The 23,331-nt window shown below is 38.9% G+C and carries 16 protein-coding genes, 1 pseudogene and 2 riboswitches; of the genes and pseudogenes, 3 read left to right on the plus strand and 14 right to left on the minus strand.

The window, feature by feature from the left end; all coding sequences use genetic code 11:
- The 7 genes from HX13_RS02430 to HX13_RS02460 form a co-directional block, all read right to left on the minus strand.
- A complete protein-coding gene (locus HX13_RS02430; RefSeq protein WP_050019769.1) occupies positions 1 to 1,776 on the minus strand; it encodes an Ig-like domain-containing protein in 1,776 nt (591 codons plus the stop codon).
- Between the two features lie 25 nt (positions 1,777 to 1,801).
- Complete coding sequence (locus tag HX13_RS02435; protein ID WP_238554971.1) at positions 1,802 to 2,926, minus strand: serine hydrolase domain-containing protein; 1,125 nt, start codon at positions 2,924 to 2,926, stop codon at positions 1,802 to 1,804.
- 363 nt (positions 2,927 to 3,289) lie between these two features.
- Positions 3,290 to 4,219, minus strand: coding sequence for a 2-hydroxyacid dehydrogenase (locus HX13_RS02440; RefSeq protein WP_050019771.1), 930 nt, complete (start codon positions 4,217 to 4,219; stop codon positions 3,290 to 3,292).
- A gap of 142 nt (positions 4,220 to 4,361) precedes the next feature.
- Positions 4,362 to 4,904 carry an acyl-CoA thioesterase gene (locus tag HX13_RS02445; protein ID WP_050019772.1) on the minus strand — a complete coding sequence of 181 codons (543 nt, stop codon included), beginning with the start codon at positions 4,902 to 4,904 and terminating at the stop codon, positions 4,362 to 4,364.
- Positions 4,892 to 5,632, minus strand: coding sequence for a hypothetical protein (locus tag HX13_RS02450; protein WP_050019773.1), 741 nt, complete (start codon positions 5,630 to 5,632; stop codon positions 4,892 to 4,894). Before HX13_RS02450 ends, HX13_RS02445 begins: the two co-directional genes overlap by 13 nt.
- Positions 5,633 to 5,823: 191 nt before the next feature.
- Complete coding sequence (locus HX13_RS02455) at positions 5,824 to 7,944, minus strand: TonB-dependent receptor (protein ID WP_050019774.1); 2,121 nt, start codon at positions 7,942 to 7,944, stop codon at positions 5,824 to 5,826.
- A 100-nt stretch (positions 7,945 to 8,044) separates the two neighbouring features.
- Positions 8,045 to 8,136: riboswitch (TPP riboswitch) on the minus strand.
- A 107-nt stretch (positions 8,137 to 8,243) separates the two neighbouring features.
- Positions 8,244 to 9,014: a WG repeat-containing protein gene (locus HX13_RS02460; protein WP_050019818.1), complete on the minus strand. Its 771-nt coding sequence runs from the start codon at positions 9,012 to 9,014 to the stop codon at positions 8,244 to 8,246.
- Positions 9,015 to 9,323: 309 nt separating this feature from the next.
- On the opposite strand from HX13_RS02460, the gene HX13_RS02465 reads away from it, so the two are divergent.
- The 3 genes and pseudogenes from HX13_RS02465 (at position 9,324) to HX13_RS02475 (ending at position 16,857) form a co-directional block, all read left to right on the plus strand.
- Complete coding sequence (locus HX13_RS02465) at positions 9,324 to 12,104, plus strand: bifunctional aconitate hydratase 2/2-methylisocitrate dehydratase (protein ID WP_050019775.1); 2,781 nt, start codon at positions 9,324 to 9,326, stop codon at positions 12,102 to 12,104.
- 48 nt (positions 12,105 to 12,152) lie between these two features.
- Positions 12,153 to 14,420 (plus strand): aconitate hydratase, encoded by a 2,268-nt coding sequence (locus HX13_RS02470; protein ID WP_050019776.1) that lies wholly within the window; start codon positions 12,153 to 12,155, stop codon positions 14,418 to 14,420.
- A 222-nt stretch (positions 14,421 to 14,642) separates the two neighbouring features.
- Positions 14,643 to 16,857: pseudogene (locus tag HX13_RS02475) on the plus strand (outer membrane beta-barrel protein).
- Between the two features lie 139 nt (positions 16,858 to 16,996).
- On the opposite strand, the gene HX13_RS02480 reads toward HX13_RS02475, so the two are convergent.
- Genes HX13_RS02480 through thiS form a run of 7 tightly spaced genes read right to left on the minus strand, consistent with a single transcriptional unit; the run spans position 16,997 to position 22,922 of the window.
- On the minus strand, positions 16,997 to 17,707 hold the full coding sequence (locus HX13_RS02480) for a HesA/MoeB/ThiF family protein (RefSeq protein ID WP_050019777.1): 711 nt from the start codon (positions 17,705 to 17,707) through the stop codon (positions 16,997 to 16,999).
- A 50-nt stretch (positions 17,708 to 17,757) separates the two neighbouring features.
- A complete protein-coding gene (gene thiH, locus HX13_RS02485; protein WP_050019819.1) occupies positions 17,758 to 18,876 on the minus strand; it encodes a 2-iminoacetate synthase ThiH in 1,119 nt (372 codons plus the stop codon).
- Between the two features lie 10 nt (positions 18,877 to 18,886).
- Positions 18,887 to 19,663, minus strand: coding sequence for a thiazole synthase (locus HX13_RS02490; RefSeq protein WP_050019778.1), 777 nt, complete (start codon positions 19,661 to 19,663; stop codon positions 18,887 to 18,889).
- Positions 19,660 to 20,274, minus strand: coding sequence for a thiamine phosphate synthase (gene thiE, locus HX13_RS02495; RefSeq protein ID WP_050019779.1), 615 nt, complete (start codon positions 20,272 to 20,274; stop codon positions 19,660 to 19,662). The genes HX13_RS02490 and thiE overlap by 4 nt, the downstream gene beginning before the upstream one ends.
- A 20-nt stretch (positions 20,275 to 20,294) precedes the next feature.
- The gene (locus tag HX13_RS02500) at positions 20,295 to 20,882 is read right to left on the minus strand and encodes a thiamine phosphate synthase (protein ID WP_050019780.1); all 588 of its coding nucleotides are present in this window, start codon (positions 20,880 to 20,882) and stop codon (positions 20,295 to 20,297) included.
- Positions 20,879 to 22,690 carry a phosphomethylpyrimidine synthase ThiC gene (gene thiC, locus HX13_RS02505; RefSeq protein WP_050019781.1) on the minus strand — a complete coding sequence of 604 codons (1,812 nt, stop codon included), beginning with the start codon at positions 22,688 to 22,690 and terminating at the stop codon, positions 20,879 to 20,881. The genes HX13_RS02500 and thiC overlap by 4 nt, the downstream gene beginning before the upstream one ends.
- 25 nt (positions 22,691 to 22,715) lie before the next feature.
- Positions 22,716 to 22,922 (minus strand): sulfur carrier protein ThiS, encoded by a 207-nt coding sequence (gene thiS / locus HX13_RS02510; protein WP_050019820.1) that lies wholly within the window; start codon positions 22,920 to 22,922, stop codon positions 22,716 to 22,718.
- Between the two features lie 57 nt (positions 22,923 to 22,979).
- Positions 22,980 to 23,075, minus strand: a riboswitch (TPP riboswitch).
- Positions 23,076 to 23,331: the final 256 nt, after the last annotated feature.

The raw sequence follows: 23,331 nt of genomic DNA on the forward strand, positions 1-23,331 counted from the left end.
TTATTTTACCGGTGTTAAAATTGCATTATCAGATTTCAGCTCCTTTTTTACTTCCTGCTTCACCTCATCTTTCTGACCGGCGGCAGGGATTGCCGGTGGCGGTGTTGCAGGTAAAGCCCCTTTAGGGTTATCCAATGTCCTGGTATCATTCAGATCCCATTCTTCATTGGTTTCCCACAATCCCCTCACTATTACTTTTTTATAGAAAATATAAGCATCTTCAGCAAACGTTTCATTGACAAAGTCTGCCTCATCCCAATATTTATTCCCATTATTATCAACCAGTATTCTGACAATATATTCTTCCGGTTTCAGGATATCAAATTTCACACTGTCTCCTTCCGTATATTTCTGATAAATCACTTTTCCTGAAGAATCAAGCAGCTGTATCCAGTATTTGGCAACAGGAGCATTTTGAAGCTTGAACGCAAGGCTGCCAAATTCGTCAATTTTGGCTACATCGAAATCAAAACGATGAGGAGCCGAGGTTTTTTCATAAAAAGAAGAAACCGTTTTACTTGGAACTAAAAGCTGATAATTTTTCCCTGAAACAAAATCAGACTGTACCAGTATCTGATAAGGATTGGTCTCTGAAATTTTCGCTGTAAACGGTATAGTTGTCAAACTATCTCCTTTTACCGTTAATCTCCAGCTTGCAGGGTCTATTTTATCAATGAAATAATTGGAAGTAATTTTAAAATCGGATTTCGGGGCCAGTGAACCTCCTCCATTATCACTGCTGATGGTCATCGTGTTTTTCTTATTGTATTTATAGAAAAGAGAAACACTATACACCGTATCTTTTTTCGGACCAATATTGTGGCCGAAAACCAGTTTTTCCGCAGACTCCTGCCCTACATTATTTTTCACTGCATCAAACCAGATTCTTACTGAATCGGATTTTGGGGTATGGGTTACTTTGATATCTTTGAGCTTGTCATTTAATGATTCTACCTTTACTTCAGAAGGATTCCCTTCGAATGTCATCAGGACTCCCCCGGCTATTTCCTTCATTTCTGCATACTTCAAAGGCTTTTTGGACGGATAAACTTTCAGGTTCAGTCCCGAAATAGATTTCTCCACATCTATCGGCTCTTTTTTAAATCCTATTTTTTCCTTTCCCGGATCATAGATGGAATTTCCGTTTTCATCTTCAAAGGCGATGATTTTATATTTTCCCGGTGTAAGGTAGTTCATTTCATAATACCCGTCATCATCCACCTTAGTGATATAATAAGGCTTTTGTTTATAGTTTATGGTATCTTTTGCCTGATACAGGCCCACCACCAGTTTGTTGTCTGTGGTTCCGGTTTTGCTTTTAATATCTAAGACATCTTTCACTTCACCGCTGATGTACAGATCATCTAATTTCTCTCCTGTAGAAAATGCAAAATTGAAATACCGCAACGGGTTAGACTCATTGTTATCCACTATTGAGTTTCCGAAGTTGAAATTGTATGTTGTGTTTGCCTGTAAGGTATCCGTCCACTGAATCAATACGAATTTGTTGGCAATCCCTGATGGAAGAATCCTTTTGATATTTTTGATCGGCGGGGATATGATCAGGTTTTTATTGATATCCTTCAAGGTAACATATTCATCAAAATCCAGCCGGAGTTCGCGGATATCTCTTTTTACATTGACCCTGGTGGTGTCAATATTAGAACTTAAAAATCTTGGAGCTAATGTATCTTTCGGACCTCCTACAGGAGAGCCTACTCTCGCACAGGAATGCACAAGAAAACAGATAACCAGTAATAAAAGAAACCTTTTCATGAAAATGTTTGAACAAAAGTAAACATTATTCTCCAAAAACTTCGTGTCCTGAATTCAAAGTATCTTTATTGTCATTCATCACGGAATGAAGTTTTTCTTTTTGTAAAGGGAAATCTTCAAACAATCCGGACAAAGCAAGGGCTGTATATACTTTGTTGGAATATTTGTTTCCAATGGCAACAATCGTCACTTTTGATTTTAGAAGGTGTGCAAATACTGAATTGGTCCCGTGCCACCATCCGTTATGATAGGTCAGCTTTTCACCGTTATCAAATATTTTCATTCTAAACCCTAATCCATAATTGTTCATACCGGCTTTTTCATTACTATAAGGGGTAAATACCATCTGCATCAGTTCCGGCTTTAAGAAATCCTTTGAAAACATAGCCTTTGAAAAATTGTATAAATCCCTGGGGGTTGTATACACATTTTTATCCCCGTAAATAAGATCCAATCTGTCCAGCGGATATAACCTGTTCCCACCATAATAAAATGACTGTGAAGCTGTCGGAATATCCTTTTCCTGAAAGATGTAACTGTTGTTCATTTTCAGCGGAGTAAAGATCATTTCCTTCATAGCTTGTGGAAAAGGGATCTTTGTTATTTTTTCAATCAACAACGCCAGCAGGGCAAAATTGGTATTACAGTACATAAATCCTGTGTCTGTATCTCTTGCCAGGTCCGGCTTATATTGAATGATCATATTCAGGATATCCTGATTGGTAATAAAAGGCTTGGCAAGTTCTGCAGGTGCAGGCTGTATTTTGGTAATAAAATATTCGTATTTCGGAAGTCCACTCCTTTGATCCAATAAAGTCTGAACCGTCACATTAGGATAAGGAAATCCGGGAAAATATTGCGTAAGCGGATCAGAGAGTTTAACTTTTCCGGCTTCTACCAGCTTCATCATCGCCATTGCTGTTAATGTTTTCGATACAGAAGCTACATGTAACGGTGTATTTTTATCAATCGGCATTTGGTTTCCTTCTCTTCCAAATCCTCTATAGTTTTCATACAAAATATCGTCTCCTTTAGCGACCAGTATTCCTCCGCTCAGATCTCCTCCTTCCCAGATTTTCGTATAATACTGGTCAATATACCTTACCATTGATTGTTTATCTGAAAGATATCCGTCAGCTTTCGTAAACACGTTTCCCAGATCTACATTTCCATAATTGGGAAGAGTGGTAGTATTTTCAGCTGAAACTTCTTTAGCTTCAGATTTTTTTTTTGCAGGAAAAAAGGGATAAAAAAACAGTTACAATGAGTACAAAATTACGCGTCGTCATGAGATTCAAAAATGAGCGGCAATTTAATAAAACTCAAAACTAAATAGTAAATATGAGAGGGATATTATGAATTATTTAACACAAAAAGGCGAAAAGGCGAAATTGCAAAAGGGAAAGACACAAGAAACGCCTGGAAGAAAATGGACTAAACAAAAAAGCCAGAAAGATATCATTAATTTTTCTGGCTCTATTTCGTCAATTATTTTATACAGCTTAGTATTTATCTAGCAGTAAGAGGCTACAATTTTATCTACAATAAACTGAGCCAGTTTTTCTTTACTCTGATGCGTCCAGCCGGCAATATGGGGTGTTACAATTGTTTTTTCAGAATGCAGCAAATAATTCAGGTCTTCATTTTCTGTTTCAAGATTTTCAAAGGAAGATTTTTCATATTCAAGTACATCCAGACAGGCTCCTTTTACCTTTCCTGATTTCAACGCGTTAACTAAACTTTTAGTTTCAACATTTTTCCCTCTTGCTGTATTAATGAAATAAAAGTCTTTTTTCATCCCATTAATAAAAGCTTCATCAATAAGGTAGTGGGTTTCCGGAGTTAAAGGAATATGTAAACTCAGAATGTCTGCAGACCTTTTCAATTCTTCTACACTGACCTGGGTAGCAAATTCATCAGAAAGCCCTGGAAGAATATCGTGGAAAATCACTTTACACCCGAAACCAGAAAATCGTTTTGCAGTAGCTTTTCCCATATTTCCATACCCAATCAGTCCTACGGTTTTTCCCAGTAATTCATCTCCCCTGTTTTCCTCCCGTTTCCAGATACCGTTCTTTACTTCCTGGGAAGCAATAAAAAGCCTGTTCATGATCACCAGCAGCATTCCCAATACATGTTCTGCCACAGAATCTCTATTTCCTTCAGGAGAATTAATCAGTTGAATGCCCAGCTTTTCAGCTACAGGAATATCAATATTCTCCATTCCGGCCCCTACTCTGGCAATAAATTTCAGGTTTCTTCCCTTTTCGAGAAAGTTTTTATCTAAAGGGATTCTGCTTCTGATGATAACGCCATCATAATTTTGAATCTTATGACAAACCTCATCGTAAGAAGACGTGAAATCTTCCTCCAAAATAAAGTTTTTTGCTAAAAGCTGTTCGGTAATAAGGGGATGGTTTTTATCTAAAAGAAGGATTTTCATTTCTGTTTAAATTTTGAAATTGAATAATTGTGATTATTGCAACACGATTCTCACACAGATTTATAAAACAAAATGCTTTTAAGCTCGCGGAGGTATTAACACTCAGCAAAGTTAAAAGCATTTATTCTTATACAATAATTTTTTACTTTTTGTCTTTCTTAGACTCCTGTGGTTCCTGAAAAAGCTTCTTAAGCTCTACAGATTCCAGCGGCTTCATCCTTCCGGAAAGAATTAATGAGAGTTCTTTTCTACGGAATGCTGCTGCATAGCGTTCTTTTTCTTCTTCAGTTTCGGGAATCATTTCAGGAATAGGAATCGGACGGTTGAATTCATCTACCGCAACGAACGTATAGATTCCGGAATTCGTATGAATTTTCTTCTGATTGATCGGATCGTCTGACCAAACATCCACATATACTTCCATAGAGGTGGAAAATGCTCTGGAAACTTTAGATTCCAAAACGACAACTCCTCCTTCCGGAATCGGATGATTAAAAGAAACGTGATTTACAGACGCGGTTACCACCCTTCTTTCACAGTGCCTTGCCGCAGAAATAGACGCACAACGATCCATTTTTGCTAATAATTCACCGCCAAAAAGGTTTCTTAAAGAATTCGTTTCGTTCGGAAGAACGATATTGGTCATGATAGTCAGTGATTCTGACGCTTTTTTTACTTTTGCCATTTATTCTTAGTGTTGTTTGGGACAGCCGGACCTGTTTTCTTTTGTTGTACAGCCGGTTTTACTAATGAATCTTTTTTCAGAGAATCTGAAACAGGGGTTTCATGCACCATTACTTTGATGGTATCCTTTTCAATTCTGTGAGTAGAAGTTTGCACAGCATTAAAGGATTTCTTTCCAAAAAGGGTTTCTTTCTGAGTAAAAACAAAGTACAGAATTCCTAAAACAGGAATTATTAAAAGGAATATCCACAGAATCGATTTATTGAGCTTATAATCTTTTTCACGGTTTTCCGAAGTATTTACTTTTTCCCCGTTATTGATATCCGAAAACCGGATCTCTTCCAGCCCGTAAAAATCAGGACGGCCCGATTCTACTCTTTTTCCTTTAAAATGGGAATGCCCTTCCTCCATGAAAATGGTTCCAAGATTCTGAATTTCCAAAACCTGTTCTGCCTGCAGTTTTTTCTTCCAGAAATCAGTCTGAATTTTCAGATCACTTCGGGAAGCTTCTAAAGACATTTGCTTTTGACCTGCAATGAAGGCCGTTAGTTCTTCTGATTTCACTTCATAATCAATTGTAAAATCGATCTCACTTGCGGGAGGCAGAATACTTCCGTTTTCAGAGTTAATAATTGCCTTGGAATTTTTCAGGGAAAACACACCAAAACCTGGAACTGTGGCAGTTCCAAATTGTTTCAAGTATTCTAAAATGTATGCTGAAATATTCATTTGGTGGCAAATTTATAACTTTTTCATGACTTTTAAGATATTTAACCTTTATAAAAAAAGACTGCCGGAACAGTCTTTTGATGATTCCGAATAAAAACAGGAATCCATTTGTTTAAACTTCTTTTAAGCTTAGCGACAAGTGCAGGTTTGTAAACCAGCTTTTTGTATCTTCTGCATTTTACCGTTGCCAATTATTGGATCTTCCAGCTGATTCCAAACATAAAGTTAGTTCCTGCTTGTGAAAAATAGTAAGGCGCTCCGTCATAAACCGCTCCATTATTGACATACTTTTTATTGAACAGGTTATTCACCAGCAACTTCAGTGCAATATCATTATTGGCTATTTTAAATTGGTACTGGGCATTAAAATCGGTGAGAAAATAATCTTTAAGCTGAAGGTTTTTATCTTCGGTATTGTCCAGATACTGCTTACCTACGTATTGATTCATCAGGGCAAACTGGAAGCTCTCCGAAGGACTGAATCTTACTCCCAGGTTGGCAATCACATCCGGAGAAAATGAAATCTGGGTATTTCCAAGATTTTTAATCTCCTTCTTGTTATTGATATTAAAATCCAGGTTCCTGTTCTGGCTTACACTCAGGTTCCCGGTCAATTCCCATTGTTTTGAAAGTTTTGCCAATGCCCCAATTTCAACTCCTCTTCTGTAGCTTTTACCGGAATTTGTCCGGATGAACGCTCCCACGTTATTAAGCTCACCATTTAAAACCAGCTGATTAACGTAATACATATAGTATACATTCGCTGTTACGGACAATATTCCGAACTGCTTTTCAATACCCGCTTCAAAGTCATGGAGTTTTTCCGCTTTTACATTATTATCACTCATGAGGTCATCCCTGTTTGGCTCCCTCTGTGCATGGGCATAAGAAAGGAAAATTTTCCCACTTTCTATTTTATAGTTAATTCCTGCTTTCGGGTTGAAAAACAGCCAGTTTTTATCAAGGTTCCCTCCTTCCCCATCGCCTTCGGTAAGGATCTTTGTATCATAGTCTATATTTCTGACCTGAAGATCCCCAAACAATTCAAAACGGTCGCCTACTCTCCATAAAGCTTTTGCAAAAGCAGCCAATTCATTTTTTACAGAGCGGTTTCTGTAATATTCATGCTCATCAATTTGTGGAAAAAACACGCCGGTAACATTTCCGAAATGCCTTCCATAGTATTGATTGGCAACCACACCAAAATTAAGGTCAACGGATTCAAGTTTACCATAAAGAGTGGAAACAATTCCGTAAAAATCGTTATTCAGCCATTTTTTCCTGATAAAATCAGATGATTTGGTCATCTGCCCATTGACATTTATATCGGGTAAATTATACCTGGCAAAGGGATCATCCTGTTTATAATTTTCGTAATATCCTTTCCCTTTGGTGTAATGCAGAGTAGTTTCCAGGCTCCATTTATCGTTGAAACCTTGTTCCCAAAGCAACTGATAATGGTTTTGCCTGTAATTATCCGTTTCATTATTGTAAAATCCTATAATATTCTTCCAGTCTGCATCATAAATTGCTCCTGAATAATTAAACTTCGGATCTGTCTCCCATGTTTTCCGGTCAATTCCATTCCAGGCCTGATAAGTCTTTTCCTTACCTCCAAAAGCCATAAACCGGATTTTCGTTCTCTTTTCTTCAAATAAGGCAGTGAAATTATAAGAGTTCAGTCTTGAGGAGGCCCTGTCAATATATCCGTCCGATTGAATATGGGTATACCGTCCCATTACTGAAAGCCTGTTTTTCCAGAACTTACCGCTTCCCATCTCAGCAGAGTATTTGTAGGTATTGAAAGACCCATAGCTGTCATCAGTTTTGAAATACATTTTCTCTTCGGGCTCTTTAGAAATCACATTGATACTTGCTCCAAAAGCAGAAACTCCGTTGTTGGAAGTCCCTACCCCTCGCTGAATCACAATTTGTGATGCCGAGCTGGTAAGGTCCGGAACATTGACAAAAAATGTTCCCTGGCTCTCAGAATCATTGTAGGGAACACCATTCATCATTACATTGATGCCCCTTCCGGCTACTCCACGAATTCTGAATCCTGTATATCCCACCCCATTTCCAGCGTCTGAAGTAGAAATAACTGATGTCTGATTTTTTAATAAAACAGGAAGATCCTGCCCAAGATTTCTACTGTCTAAATCTTTCTGAACATTGATGACTTCTTTAGCCACCGGAAGCCTTTTGGTAAAATTGACCGCTTCAATTTCCCTGATGCTTAACGAATCTTTATTTTGAGCCTGGATAAAAGCTACAGAACCTACACTAAGTCCTAAAAAAAATAAACCTTTCATTCTATAAATTTTAAAATTTAATGAATAAAAGGGGTGATTATGAATATAATTGATACATGATGAATGATAATTGATGCACTGATCTTTTATCGCGATCTATCAGTTATTTTTAAATATGTCCCTAAACAGCATTACCCGTTCCAGGTTCATTGGGTATAATCTCAGCCTGTTAAAGCACCCCTTTATTTCAGCCGCAAAATTACAAAAAATAAGTGAGATATCGGGGCTGAATTCGGTCGCCAATAAGACAAAAACCTGATATTAAAATATGAGTTATTGATCAGAACTCATATTTACCATTAATAGGTTTTATTGTTCGCGTCAATATAGTAGTAGTTTGTTCCGTCTTTTGTGACTTCAAACATTTTACCTAATTTCCAGCTGAAATTTCTTTTAATATTGGAATATTCAAAAGGAATGATAATCTTGTTATTCACATCAATCACTCCGAATTTATCATTGTTGGAAGCTACAATCATGGGATCTGTGACATCGTCTCCCTCCATAATGTATAAGTACTGATATTGAGGATAGATCTGATATTGCCTGTAATCTGCAGCATTCACAAATTTTGATTTTTCGATAATCCCGTAAAAACCATTCAAAATATAAGCCTGGAACGGTTGCTGTTTGTATTCTTCAAACTTGCATTTCCCTAAATCAGAGTCTTTGAACTGATATACTCTTTTTCCGGCATGATCAATCCGGTATGAAATCATATCTTTTTCCACCGTTGCATATTCTTTCGTCCCGAATTTTCTTATTTTTTCATTCGGAGAATTCAGGAGATTACAATCTTCATAAAAAAATACGGCAATATGATATTCCGGTTGAATAATGAATTTTCCTCTTTGATTCACATACCCGAATTTCCCATCTTTTTTCTTTGGAATCAGCACCGGAAGATCTTTGTTGATTATTACCAGATCAGGGTTTGCCTTAGGAGCCACGGTCCCTTTTTTCACTGTAGTTTTGGTTGTATTTTTAACCGTTATTTTTTTCACAGATCTGGTCTGTGAGAAAACGAAAACCGGAATAAAAACGCATAAAACTTTCAGGATATTTTTCATATTCATCATTTGCCTGCAAAATTACGGCCAAAAATAGAAATTATCAAATACATATTTATAAAGAATCTAAATAATTTCACTCTTATAAAATAGTAAAATTTCGTAATTTTGGGGAACATTTCGAATTGTTTAATAAATTTAAAACTTTTAAAAAAGTGTAGATTATACAGCCTTTACCCCGGTTTATTATCACATTACAGGATGTGGGAATAAGCGCCGGCAGTTGCCCATTTGTACAGCCGGTAAAGAGTAAATTAAAAAACAACAACTGCTTTATAGATCTACCTTTAAGAGAGAAAGACTTCTATTATGAATATTTATAAGGATTACATCAAAGAGATTGAAGAAAGAAAAAACCAGGGGCTTCATCCAAAGCCAATTGATGGTGCTGAATTGCTAAGCGAAATCATCGCGCAGATTAAAGATTCAGGAAATGCAGACCGATCAGATTCTCTTAAATTCTTCATTTATAACACGCTGCCGGGAACAACAAGTGCAGCAGGTGTAAAAGCTAAATTTTTAAAAGAGATCATTCTGGGTGAATCCGTAGTAGAAGAAATATCTCCTGCTTTTGCCTTCGAATTATTATCCCATATGAAAGGGGGGCCTTCCATCGAAGTATTGTTGGATCTTGCTTTGGGTAACGATCCTGCCATTGCTCAGGAAGCGGCAAAAGTTCTTAAGACACAGGTATTCCTTTATGAAGCAGATACCAACCGTTTGAAAGAAGCTTTCAACAGTGGTAACGAAATCGCAAAAGAGATCCTTGAAAGTTATGCAAAGGCTGAGTTTTTCACGAAACTTCCTGAAGTAGCTGAAGAGATTAAAGTCGTAACATATATCGCAGGTGAAGGAGACATCTCCACAGATTTACTTTCTCCCGGCAATCAGGCTCACTCAAGATCTGACCGTGAGCTTCACGGTAAATGTATGATTACGCCTCAGGCACAGGAAGAAATCAAAGCTTTACAGGCACAACATCCTGATGCAAGCGTTATGCTTATTGCTGAAAAAGGTACGATGGGTGTAGGTTCATCCAGAATGTCAGGAGTAAACAATGTAGCTTTATGGACCGGTAAACAAGCCAGCCCATATGTACCATTCGTTAATATTGCTCCGATCGTAGGAGGTACCAACGGTATTTCGCCGATTTTCCTTACAACAGTTGATGTTACCGGAGGTATCGGTATTGATCTTAAAAACTGGGTAAAGAAAGTAGATGAAAACGGAAACCCGGTTCTTAATGAAAACGGGGATCCGGTTCTTGAACAGGTTTATTCTGTAGCTACAGGAACTGTTTTAACGATCAATACTAAAAAGAAGAAATTATATAACGGGGATAAAGAATTAATCGACCTTACGAAATCTTTTACTCCTCAAAAGATGGAATTCATCAGAGCCGGCGGATCTTACGCCATCGTATTTGGTAAAAAACTCCAAACCTTTGCTGCTCAGGTTCTGGGCATTGAGGCTCCGGCTGTTTTTGCTCCGTCAAAAGAAATTTCCCACGAAGGGCAAGGTCTTACAGCTGTAGAAAAAATCTTTAACAGGAATGCTGTTGGTATAACACCAGGAAAAGTATTACATGCCGGTTCTGACGTCCGTGTAAAAGTCAATATCGTAGGTTCACAGGACACTACAGGTCTTATGACGGCTCAAGAACTTGAATCAATGGCAGCTACAGTAATTTCTCCAACTGTTGACGGTGCTTACCAGTCAGGATGTCACACGGCTTCTGTCTGGGATAAAAAAGCTCAGGCTAATATTCCTAAGCTTATGAAATTCATGAACGATTTCGGTCTGATCACAGCGCGTGACCCGAAAGGAGAATATCATTCCATGACGGATGTTATTCACAAAGTTCTTAACGATATCACGGTAGACGAATGGGCGATCATCATTGGCGGTGACTCCCATACAAGAATGTCTAAAGGAGTAGCTTTCGGAGCTGACTCCGGGACAGTAGCCCTTGCATTAGCTACAGGAGAGGCTTCTATGCCAATTCCTGAATCTGTAAAAGTAACCTTCAAAGGGGAGATGAAGCCACACATGGATTTCCGTGATGTAGTTCATGCCACCCAGGCCCAGATGCTGAAACAATTTGGAGGAGAAAATGTATTCCAGGGAAGGATCATTGAGGTTCATATCGGAACACTTCCTGCTGATCAGGCATTTACCTTTACAGACTGGACAGCGGAAATGAAGGCAAAAGCTTCTATCAACATTTCCGAAGACAACACCTTGATCGAATCATTGGAAATCGCAAAAAGCAGAATCCAGATTATGATCGACAAGGGTATGGACAACAAAAACCAGGTTCTTAAAGGGCTTATTGAAAAAGCCGATAAGAGAATTGCTGAAATCAGATCTGGCGAAAAACCGGCTCTTACTCCGGATGCTAACGCCAAATATTATGCTGAAGTAGTAGTAGACCTTGACGCTATCGTAGAACCTATGATTGCCGACCCGGATGTAAACAACGAAGATGTTTCCAAAAGATATACCCACGATACCATCAGGGATCTTTCTTACTATGGTGGTGAGAAAAAAGTAGATCTTGGGTTTGTAGGATCATGTATGGTTCACAAAGGAGACCTTAAGATTGTTTCCCAAATGCTTAGAAACCTTGAAAAACAACAAGGAAAAGTAGAATTCAGTGCTCCGCTTGTAGTAGCTGCCCCAACCTACAACATCATCGATGAACTAAAGGCTGAAGGAGATTGGGAATTGCTAGAAAAATATTCCGGTTTTGAATTTGATGACAATGCTCCTAAAGGTGAAGCCCGCACAGAATACAAAAATGTAATGTATCTTGAGCGTCCCGGATGCAACCTTTGTATGGGTAACCAGGAAAAAGCAGCCAAGGGAGATACGGTATTGGCAACTTCAACCCGCCTTTTCCAGGGCAGAGTTGTTGAAGATTCCGAACGTAAAAAAGGAGAGTCTTTATTAGCTTCAACGCCGGTAGTTGTTTTATCAGCTATTATCGGGCGTATTCCTAATATTGATGAATATAAAGCAGCCGTTGAAGGGATTGACCTAACAAAATTTGCACCTCCTATTAAAGAGCTTGTGCAGGTAGGCCACTAATATTCAACTGCGATAAACATAAATGTATAAACATTAATTCTAAGAGATATGACTTTTGATATTGATATGATCAAAAAAGTGTATGAGCGCTACCCTGAAAGAATTGCTGCGGCAAGACAAATCGTGGGAAAACCTCTTACCCTTTCAGAAAAAATCCTTTACACCCACCTTTGGGAAGGAAATGCTACACAAGCACATGAAAGAGGAAACTCTTACGTAGATTTTGCACCGGACAGGGTTGCCATGCAGGATGCAACAGCACAAATGGCTCTTTTGCAATTTATGCAGGCAGGAAAAGCTAAAGTAGCTGTTCCTTCTACCGCTCATGCTGATCACCTGATCCAGGCAAAAGTAGGTGCTGATAAAGATTTACAGGAAGGTATCAACAAAAATTCTGAGGTTTTCAACTTCCTGAGTTCTGTATGTGATAAATACGGAATCGGATTCTGGAAGCCGGGAGCGGGTATCATCCATCAGGTTGTATTGGAAAATTATGCTTTCCCGGGTGGAATGATGATCGGTACTGACTCTCACACCGTAAATGCCGGCGGGCTGGGAATGGTGGCTATTGGTGTAGGAGGTGCTGATGCAGTAGATGTAATGGCAGGAATGCCCTGGGAGCTCAAAATGCCTAAGCTTATCGGGGTTAAATTAACCGGTAAAATGAACGGATGGACTTCTGCTAAAGATGTTATTTTAAAAGTAGCAGGAATCCTTACGGTAAAAGGCGGTACAGGATGCATCGTAGAATATTTCGGGGAAGGGGCAGAATCTCTTTCTGCAACCGGTAAAGGTACCATTTGTAATATGGGTGCTGAGATCGGGGCTACCACCTCTACTTTCGGATATGATAATTCTATGAGAAGGTATTTATCTGCAACGGGAAGACAGGATGTGGTAGATGCTGCTGATAAAATTGCTGAACATTTAACAGGTGACCCTGAAGTATATGCCAACCCTGAACAATATTTTGATCAATTAATTGAGATTAATCTTTCTGAACTGACTCCGCACTTAAACGGACCTTTTACTCCGGACCTGGCAACACCGGTTGCTGAGTTCAGGGCTAAAGCTGAAGCTAACGGATGGCCGTTAGAAGTGGAATGGGCCCTTATCGGTTCTTGTACCAACTCTTCTTATGAGGATTTATCAAGAGCTGCTTCTATTGTAGAAGATGCGGTATCAAAAGGTGTAAAACCTAAAGCAATTTTAGGAATCAACCCGGGTTCTGAGCAGGTGAAATTCACTGCAGAAAGAGACGGTTTCCTGAATTCTTTCAGAAAATTTGAAAACGCAAGAATCTTTACCAATGCTTGTGGACCATGTATCGGACAATGGGACAGAGAGGGTGCAGAAAAAGGAGAGAAAAACTCTATTATCCACTCCTTCAACAGAAACTTTGCCAAAAGAGCAGATGGTAACCCGAATACCCATGCATTCGTGGCATCTCCTGAAATGGTAGCTGCTGTGGCAATCTCCGGCAGATTAGATTTCAACCCGATCACAGATACATTAACCAACGAAGCTGGTGAACAGGTAAAACTTGACGAGCCTAAAGGGTTCGAGCTTCCTGCAAAAGGATTTGCTGTAGATGATAACGGATATCAGGCTCCATCTGAGGACGGTTCCAATGTTGTTGTGAACGTAAGCCCTACTTCAGACAGACTTCAGTTATTAGAAGAATTCCCGGCCTGGGATGGCAAAAACATTACAGGAGCCAGAGTATTGATTAAAGCTTTCGGAAAATGTACTACCGACCATATTTCTATGGCAGGGCCATGGTTGAAATACAGAGGTCATTTAGATAATATTTCAAATAACATGTTGATCGGGGCAGTAAATGCCTACAACATGGAAACCAATAAAGTTAAAAATGAATTAACCGGTGAATACGGTGAAGTTCCTGCTGTACAAAGAGCTTATAAAGCCGCAGGTATTCCTACTATCGTTGTGGGAGACCAAAATTATGGTGAAGGTTCTTCAAGAGAACATGCTGCTATGGAACCAAGACATCTTGGTGTAAAAGCTGTATTGGTAAAATCATTTGCAAGAATCCATGAAACCAACCTTAAAAAGCAAGGGATGTTGGGAATCACCTTTGCAAATGAGGCCGATTATGACAAAATTCAGGAAGATGACATAGTGAACTTCCTTGATCTTGACCAGTTTGCTCCTGGAAAACAACTGACTTTAGAATTCATTCATACAGACGGGACCAGAGATATCATCATGGCCAACCATACTTATAATGATCAGCAAATTGACTGGTTCAAAGCAGGTTCTGCACTGAACTTGATTAAACAACAGGAAAAATAAGATTAATTGTTAGATCGATTAATATAAAAGGCGGCTTCAATTGAAGTCGTCTTTTTTAAATTCAATAGGAGTGGGCTTTAGTCCACTTTACTTTCATAATCATTCCAAGACTTTAGCGAAAACCTGATTTTATAGAATTTCCATCAATGAAAGAATAAATTACACCTTTTTTTGTAACAAAGTTTCTTTTTTGGCGTCTAACCGGATATCAGTAAAAACATTATGAAAAAAACTATATTCGCTTTGTCACTCTTGAGTTCTGTATTTGCTTTTTCACAGAAAAAAGAGGACAATACGTCTAAAGAGAAACAAATTGAAGGTGTAGTCATCACCAAAACTAAAAAAGCCGTTGAACAAAAAGCAGATCGTACTATTTTTGATTTCTCTGAACAGCCTCAACTTAATAACGGCAATGTTCTGGAAGGGATCAAAAAGCTTCCCGGGCTTGTCGCTACAGATATTGCCGGGATGATGTATCAGGGAAAGATGCTGGATGTTTATCTCAACGGAAGACCTTTAAATATCACTTCCAATGAGCTGAATTCTTTTCTTGAAGGAATGCCTGCCAACTCCGTAGAAAGGATTGAAGTGATTACCCAGCCGGGAGCAGAATTTCCTGCAACATCCGGAGGAGCCATTATGAATATCATTACAAATAAAAAACGCCAATAAATATTTAACGGCTACTTATTCCGGGAATTATTCGTTTAGCAACTATGATAAGTACAGAAGCAGAACAACCAATTCCATTAATTTGAATGCCAGGAATAAATATTTTGGATGGCAGCTGAATGTGGGACAGAATTATCGTGAAAACATGATGAATACCCAGCAGGATAATCTGTTGGAAAGCAATACGGATCGTTACGGAAGAGGTTATTTTGCAAAATCAGGGATCACTTTTGAACTTGGCCAGGACAGATTACTATTGAACTACGATATTTATCACAATAATAATGACAACTATACTTCAAGTAATGGGATAGCAGATATTCTTGTAGCTCCTCCAAAAACGTACAGGGAAGCTCAATTTGAATCTTTTGATGCTGCCCGTACCAATTCGCTCAGACAGGAAGCTGTGGTAACCTATCAGAAGCGATTTGCAGACAAATCTCAAAAACTGGATTTTCAACTGGGCTATACAAAATCCAACAGCAGGTTTTCCCAGGATAACTTCTATCGTTCAGGATATTATACAGATGGTGGGGATGTATTTTTCCAACCCGGGATAAATGGACTTCTGAGCAATGAATCGGATATGAGGGTGGCTAACTTTAAAGTAGACTATTCACAGCCGATAAAACTGCTCGATGGAGGTAAAGTAAGTGCCGGAGGTTTATATGAAAGGCAGGATTATGATACGGAAAGCAAGGGACTTACCAACCTGGAATACCACAGACAGACGGCTTCCACCTATCTGGAATTCCAGGCAAAATTGAAGAAATTTGATTTTACTTTAGGAGCCAGAGCAGAAAACTATGATATTTATGGTATTACCAGAAAGGATAGTTTAGGTACTGTTGTACAAAAAGATCTTATCCCTTTTAATAAATTCAAATTATTTCCCAATGCAAGTGTACAGTATAACCTGATGAACCAGGTATATGTTGCCGCCAACTATAACAGGAAGATCAGCTTACCAAGCATTTCAGCCTTAAACCCGAATAATACTACTTTTGCAGGTCCTAACACCCAGATCAGTGGTAACCCGAATCTTCAGCCCACTATTTTTGATAATTACGAGCTGAAAGTTTCCGCTTTTGATTATGCATTTATCGGTTATAGTGTAAGTTCTGCCAATAACCAGGTCGCGCAGCTCATCAGAAGAGATGGTAAGAATCTTTACAACGAGCAGATTAACATTTCCAATATGCGAATTCATAATTTCAATGTTGGATTACCTGTTCCGTTTTTGATTTTCACCAAATCTATAAGTGAAATTATGAAGTCAAACTTCAATCCTGATAAGATGAATTTTATGTACATCTATGCAGGATATCAGAAACACGAAATTGATAACCTCAACAATAAAGGGTTCTGGATTTTCAATATCATGACTCAATTGCTTCTTCCAAAAGATATCAAGCTGACAGCTAATTACAGTTATCTTACTCCTAAAGCAGGCTACTTTTATTTTACAGCAGAAAAACCGTTCAATAATAATTTAGACATTACATTGACGAAGAAATTTATGAACAACCGCCTTACAGTATCTGTTTTTGCTAATGATATTTTCAACGGACAGGTCATGCAGGTACGTTCTAATCCCCCTTCAGGAGAAAGTGTGATGCTAAGGTCCAAATATGATTCAAGAAACTTCGGAATTTCCATCAATTATAAAATTCCTACCAAGAATAAACTGGCTAAGGAAGATCCAAATATCTTAAACCAGACAAAGAAAGAGGATAACGGAGGAGTAATGCAACAAGGACAATAATGTAAAATACAAGGCAGTAATAATTTTTTACTGCCTTCTTTTATTCTGAAAAATTGAAAACATTTTTTGGCTAAAGCCAATGGAATATTTTTATAAGGAGGAAACGGGCTAAAGCCCGTTGTATTAATAATCATTTCTATTAAAAATCCAGCGTCTGGAATCTCCAATCCAGAGTATCCATAAGGGTAATCTGATTAGGTTTCACCGGAAGGCCTGCAATAACCTTTAAGGTCTGAAGCGCCATCATACTGCCAATTATTCCCGGTAAAGCTCCCAAAACACCAAGACTGTCACAATCCGGTAGGTCTTCATCAAAAGGAGGTTCGGGGAATATGTCTCTTAAATTTTTACTACCTTTATGATTGAAGATGGCAATCTGACCCGAGAATCCTGAAATGCTTCCGTAGATTAAAGTCTTTTCCAATTTAACACACGTATCATTTACTAAATATCTGGTTGAAAAGTTATCAGAACCGTCAACAATTACATCATAAGGCCGCAGAATCTCCTCCACATTATCCGGATCAATCTTCTCTTCAATTCCGATATAGTTTACCTGATGATTCAGGTTTTGGACAAAAAGCCCGGCGCTCTTTATTTTTAAAGTTCCGACACTATTTTCATTATGAATAATCTGACGGTTTAAGTTATGAATTTCCACATGGTCAAAATCTGCCACGGCCAAAGTTCCTATTCCGGCGGCTGCCAGATATTGAACCACCGGACTTCCCAGACCTCCGGCACCTACAACAAGCACTTTGGCAGACAGTATTTTTTTCTGTCCTTCCATTCCTATTTCTTCAATAAATATCTGACGGCTGTATCTTTCAAAAATATCCTCTTTTTTCATGGTATATTATAGGCCAATAACAATGGCATTAATCTCTTTAAGATTAAAATTTAAAACCCGCTATACACTGACTCCCAATCTTTCATTACCGGGTCATAGCCTGCTTTTTTAATCATACTTCTGATCTCATCCATACTCCGCTCATCGCTTGTTTCAAATTGCTCCAAAGATTCTTTATCTACAGAATATCCGCCGGGATTGGTTTTGGAACCCGCACTCATGGTTGTTGCTCCTAATCTTACAACATGATCCCGGAATACTTCACTTTCTCTTGTAGAAATTGAAATTTCCAGATCTTCATTCCAAATTCTGTAAGCACAGATTAATTGCAGCAAATCTTTATCTTCCATAATAAAATTGGGTTCAATAATCCCTTCCGCAGGTCTGAGCCTTGGAAATGAAACCGAAAACCTGCTTTTCCAGTATTGTTTCTGAAGATAGTCTATATGAAGGGCATTAAAGAAGCTGTCTACACGCCAGTCTTCCAATCCTAAAAGAACACCTGAACCTATTTTATGAACGCCTGCTCTTCCAATTCTGTCCGGTGTGTCCAACCTATAATGAAAATTCGATTTTTTGCCTTTCGGATGGTATTCTTTGTAAACCTCCTGATGATATGTTTCCTGATAGACCAGCACGGAATGAACCCCTTCCTCGTGGAGCAACCTGTATTCATCTTCTTCCAATGGCTGTACTTCAATAGAAATATGGGCAAAATGAGGCCTCAGCAACCGGACAGCATTCTGGAAATAGGGAACCCCCACTATTTTATTAGCCTCTCCGCTTACCAGCAATATATGATTCACTCCCATCGATTTCAGGACAGAGGCTTCCACCATCAGCTCGGTATCAGAGAGGGTTTTTCTTTTTAAATGATTATCTAAACTAAAACCGCAGTAGGTACAGATATTCTGGCATTCATTGCTAAGGTATAAAGGGGCGTACAGCTGAATGGTTTTTCCGAAACGTTTCTGTGTAAGCGTTTGCGTCATTCTGGCCATTAGCTCCAGTTCCCCTGATGCAGCCCGTGAAAGCAGGACCAGGAAATCATCAATAGTTTTGTTTTTTTTCTGGAGACTATTTCTGACATCCGACAGGGACACTTTTTCAAGTCTGGCTTTTACTTCATCCCATTGATACTGTTCAAAAACCTCTTTAAAGCTTTTCATGAACCTGATTTTATTCAAATAAAAATGATGTTAAAGGACTTGAAGCTTGGGCATGGCTGGTAACAGCTCCCAATTCTGATTCAAAAGCCCTTCTTCCTGCAATGACTCCTTCTTTAAAAGCCAAAGCCATATTCACCGGATTTCCCGCTACCGCAATAGCGGTATTGACTAGTACGGCATCTGCTCCCATTTCCATAGCCTTTGCGGCATCTGAAGGAGCACCTATGCCTGCATCTACCACCACCGGAACATTGCTCTGGCTAATGATAATTTCTAAAAAATCCAGAGTTTTTAACCCTTTGTTGGTTCCTATGGGGGCTCCCAGAGGCATTACCACAGCTGTTCCGGCATCTTCAAGCCGTTTACAAAGAACAGGATCTGCATGAATGTATGGCATTACAACGAATCCCAGTTTCGCAAGTTCTTCAGTAGCATATAATGTTTCGATCGGATCAGGCAACAAATATTTCGGATCCGGATGAATTTCCAGTTTTACCCAGTTTGTTTCCAGCGCTTCCCTGGCTAATTGTGCAGCCAATACCGCTTCTTTAGCCGTTCTTGCCCCTGATGTATTCGGTAACAGATGGACATGTGTTTCTCTTAATGAATCGAGTAAGTTATCTTCTGCAAATCCGGAATCAATTCTTTTCAATGCCATCGTTACCATATCCGTTTCTGAAGCAACTACTGATGCTGCCATATCCCTGATACTTCCGAATTTTCCCGTTCCCAGGAACAATCTGGATTCAAAAGTCCTGTCTGCTATTATTAATTTCTGATTGTTCATATCATTGCTTTTTTAAATTCATTAATGATGGATGGTTGTTTTGTGATCTGTGCTGAAACGGAGACTCCATAAATACCTGATTGTTGTAAAGGCTGAATATCCTCAAGCGTAACACCACCAATGGCAAATATTTTCGGAGCTTCTATTGATTGGTCACGTAGAGTTTCAATCATTTTCTGATATCCTTCAAAACCAAGGACGGGGCTCAGCTGCTCTTTGGTAGGAGTAAATCTTAACGGTCCTAATCCTATATAGTCACAGCCCTCTTGTATTCTTTGCAGTACATCCGGAATCGTATTCGCTGTTCCACCAATTATTTTGTGATCCCCTAATATCAATCTTGCCTCTTCTACAGAACTATCGTTTAATCCAAGATGAACTCCATCTGCATCTACTTCATGTGCTAACTGTACATGATCATTAATGATACAAACAGCCTTATAGTCCGCACATGCTGTTCTGGAAATCTCACACAGCTTTATTAATTCATTTCCGGGAGCATTTTTCCAACGAACCTGAATCCATTTTATCCCATTATCCAGAGCCCTGGTAATATTTAATTTCTGTTCATGCAGAGTATTTCCCTGTGAAATGTATTGTAGTTTTTCCATTGATTACATCTGAAATATTATTAAAAAATAGTCTTTTTGCATTTTTTAAATGCTTCTAACGGCTGATCATTTTCCCAAACGGCTCCTAATAAGGCCACACCGTCTACTCCCTTCTCCAAAACAGATGGAATGGTATCTGCATTAATTCCACCTAAAGCAATCATCTTTACATCCCGATTCTTTCGCATTCCGACCTCCTGCATGACTGTTGAATCTTTTCCATACCCTTTTTTAGAGATACTCGAAAAGAACGGACTTATAAAAGCATAAGCCCATTCTCCTTTTAACATATTATAGGTAGTGATGTCATGTACCGAAGTGGAAATAATAGTATTTCCGTCAAGAAATGGCTTATACATTTCCTTCTGCCGGTCTGCTTCCCTGAAATGCAACCTTGAAACAGGATAATCTTTTCCCAGGTCATAATGGGTATGCAGAACCAGCTGGGAATAAAAGGATGGATTAATACAGTCAATCAGGTCTGCCACTTCTTTCCGGTTAAAAAAAGGTTTTCTGATATGCAGCAGATCTAATCCTTCATCAAACATCCGGTTAATCATTTCTGCTTCATTCCGAACGGCTTTTTCAGGGGTGATAACCAGGATCATATGTATATTTCTTTTCCTCTTTCAATAAATTCCTGAGACTTATCCAGCATTCCCTTTTCAGCAGATTCACGGATTTCCTGAGTAATCTTCATAGAACAGAATTTAGGTCCGCACATAGAACAGAAATGGGCAATCTTAGCACCGTCAGCAGGGAGGGTTTCATCATGATAAGACCTGGCTGTATCAGGATCCAGGGAAAGATTGAACTGATCTTCCCATCTGAATTCAAATCTGGCTTTACTTAATGCGTTATCTCTATATTGTGCTCCTGGATGTCCTTTTGCCAAGTCTGCGGCATGGGCGGCCAGTTTATAAGTTACCACCCCAACTTTTACATCTTCTTTGTTCGGAAGTCCTAAATGTTCTTTTGGAGTTACATAGCAAAGCATCGCACACCCGAACCATCCGATCATTGCCGCACCGATTCCTGAAGTAATATGGTCATACCCTGGTGCAATATCTGTTGTCAAAGGGCCTAATGTATAAAACGGAGCTTCATGGCACTCTTTAAGCTGCTTATCCATATTCTCTTTGATCATATGCATCGGAACGTGGCCCGGGCCTTCGATCATTACCTGTACATTATGTTTCCATGCTATTTTTGTAAGCTCTCCCAAAGTTTCCAGTTCTGCAAACTGAGCGGCATCATTGGCATCAGCAATAGAACCCGGGCGCAGGCCATCTCCTAAAGAAAAAGCCACATCATATTTCTTCATGATCTCGCAGATCTCCTCAAAATGAGTATATAAGAAATTTTCCTTATGATGATAAAGACACCATTTCGCCATAATAGATCCTCCTCTGGATACGATTCCGGTTACTCTTTTTGCTGTAAGATGAATATATCTTAATAAAACTCCTGCATGAATGGTAAAATAAGAAACTCCCTGTTCTGCCTGTTCAATCAAAGTATCTTTGAAAATTTCCCATGTTAAATCCTCGGGTACTCCCTTTACTTTTTCAAGCGCCTGATAAATAGGGACAGTACCGATAGGAACCGGACTGTTCCTGATGATCCATTCTCTCGTTTCATGGATATTTCTACCTGTAGAAAGGTCCATTATGGTATCTGCTCCCCAACGGCAGGCCCACACTGCTTTTTCTACTTCTTCTTCAATACTGGATGAAACAGCACTGTTCCCGATATTGGCATTGATTTTCACCAAAAAATTCCGTCCGATAATCATCGGCTCACTTTCGGGGTGATTGATATTATTGGGGATAATCGCCCGACCTGCAGCAATTTCGTCTCTCACAAACTCCGGTGTAATTTTATTTTTGGGAGTATGAGCACCGAAGCTGTTTCCCGGATGTTGGAAAGCCATCTGTTCAGAAACTGTTTCAAGCTGTTCTATACGCTGGTTTTCCCTGATCGCCACATATTCCATTTCTGGAGTGATGATTCCCTGCTTTGCATAATACAATTGGGTAATTTCTTTTCCCTCTTTGGCCACTTTAGGTTTATGATCGTAAGAAAAGCGAAGTTCATCAAGTCGGGAATCTGCCAAACGCGCTTTCCCGTATTCTGAAGTAATTCCATCCAGGATGTCTACGTCATTCCTGTCCAGAATCCATTGTTCTCTTATTCTCGGAAGTCCCTTCTGAATATCAATATTTGCATTTTCATCCGTATAGGGACCTGATGTATCGTATACCGTTACGGGAGCATTATGCTCCAGAGTACCATTGGAAAGCTTAGTCGGGCTAAGTTGTATTTCACGCATTGCTACATTGATAGGGTATATTTTTCCTTCAACATAAATCTTTTTTGAGTTCGGAAATGGTGAACATGTAATAGAGTGAGCCATGATTTTGGGTATTTAAATATGAAAACTAACCGCCCTGAGTGGCAGTGATAATTAAAACTGAATCTTTGTCTTTGAGAAATGTTTCTGGCCAGGCGGCCAGTGGAATAATACGATTGTTGAGCGCTACAGCAATCCCTTTTTTCTTTCCAGGTAATTCCATAGCCAGTAATGCTTCCAGATTTTCGGGAAGTACATCAAATGTTTTTCGGGTGTGGTTGATGATAAGTTCCATTCCTAATAATTTTAAATACACTTTAGGAATGGCTATGATTGTACAATAGAATGTACAGCAAAGTCATCTACTTTTCCCTACGCTGGTATGATCCAGATCAGGTTCAAAGGGTAAAGTCTCAGTCTGTAAACACAGACACCCCTAAAGTATGGGACGAAGTTAGTTATTTTTTGAGAATGGACAAAATTTTTTGTAGTGATGGAAGCGGGATGATGGAAGCAGAAAGTTTAAAATGGTGAAAACATTTTTATTATAGATTCAAGATGGCTTCGGATTAGGGGAATTAGTATAAACACTGGAAGAAAAGGAGTTAGAAAATCCTTTCTGTTTAACTACTAATGACTAATGATACAATTATTTTTTTAATTTAAAAAAGATAAAAATTGTCCTTTGCGGCCTTTATTATTTC

Source organism: Chryseobacterium sp. P1-3 (genome assembly GCF_000738495.1).
In the GTDB taxonomy this organism is placed as follows: domain Bacteria; phylum Bacteroidota; class Bacteroidia; order Flavobacteriales; family Weeksellaceae; genus Chryseobacterium; species Chryseobacterium gallinarum.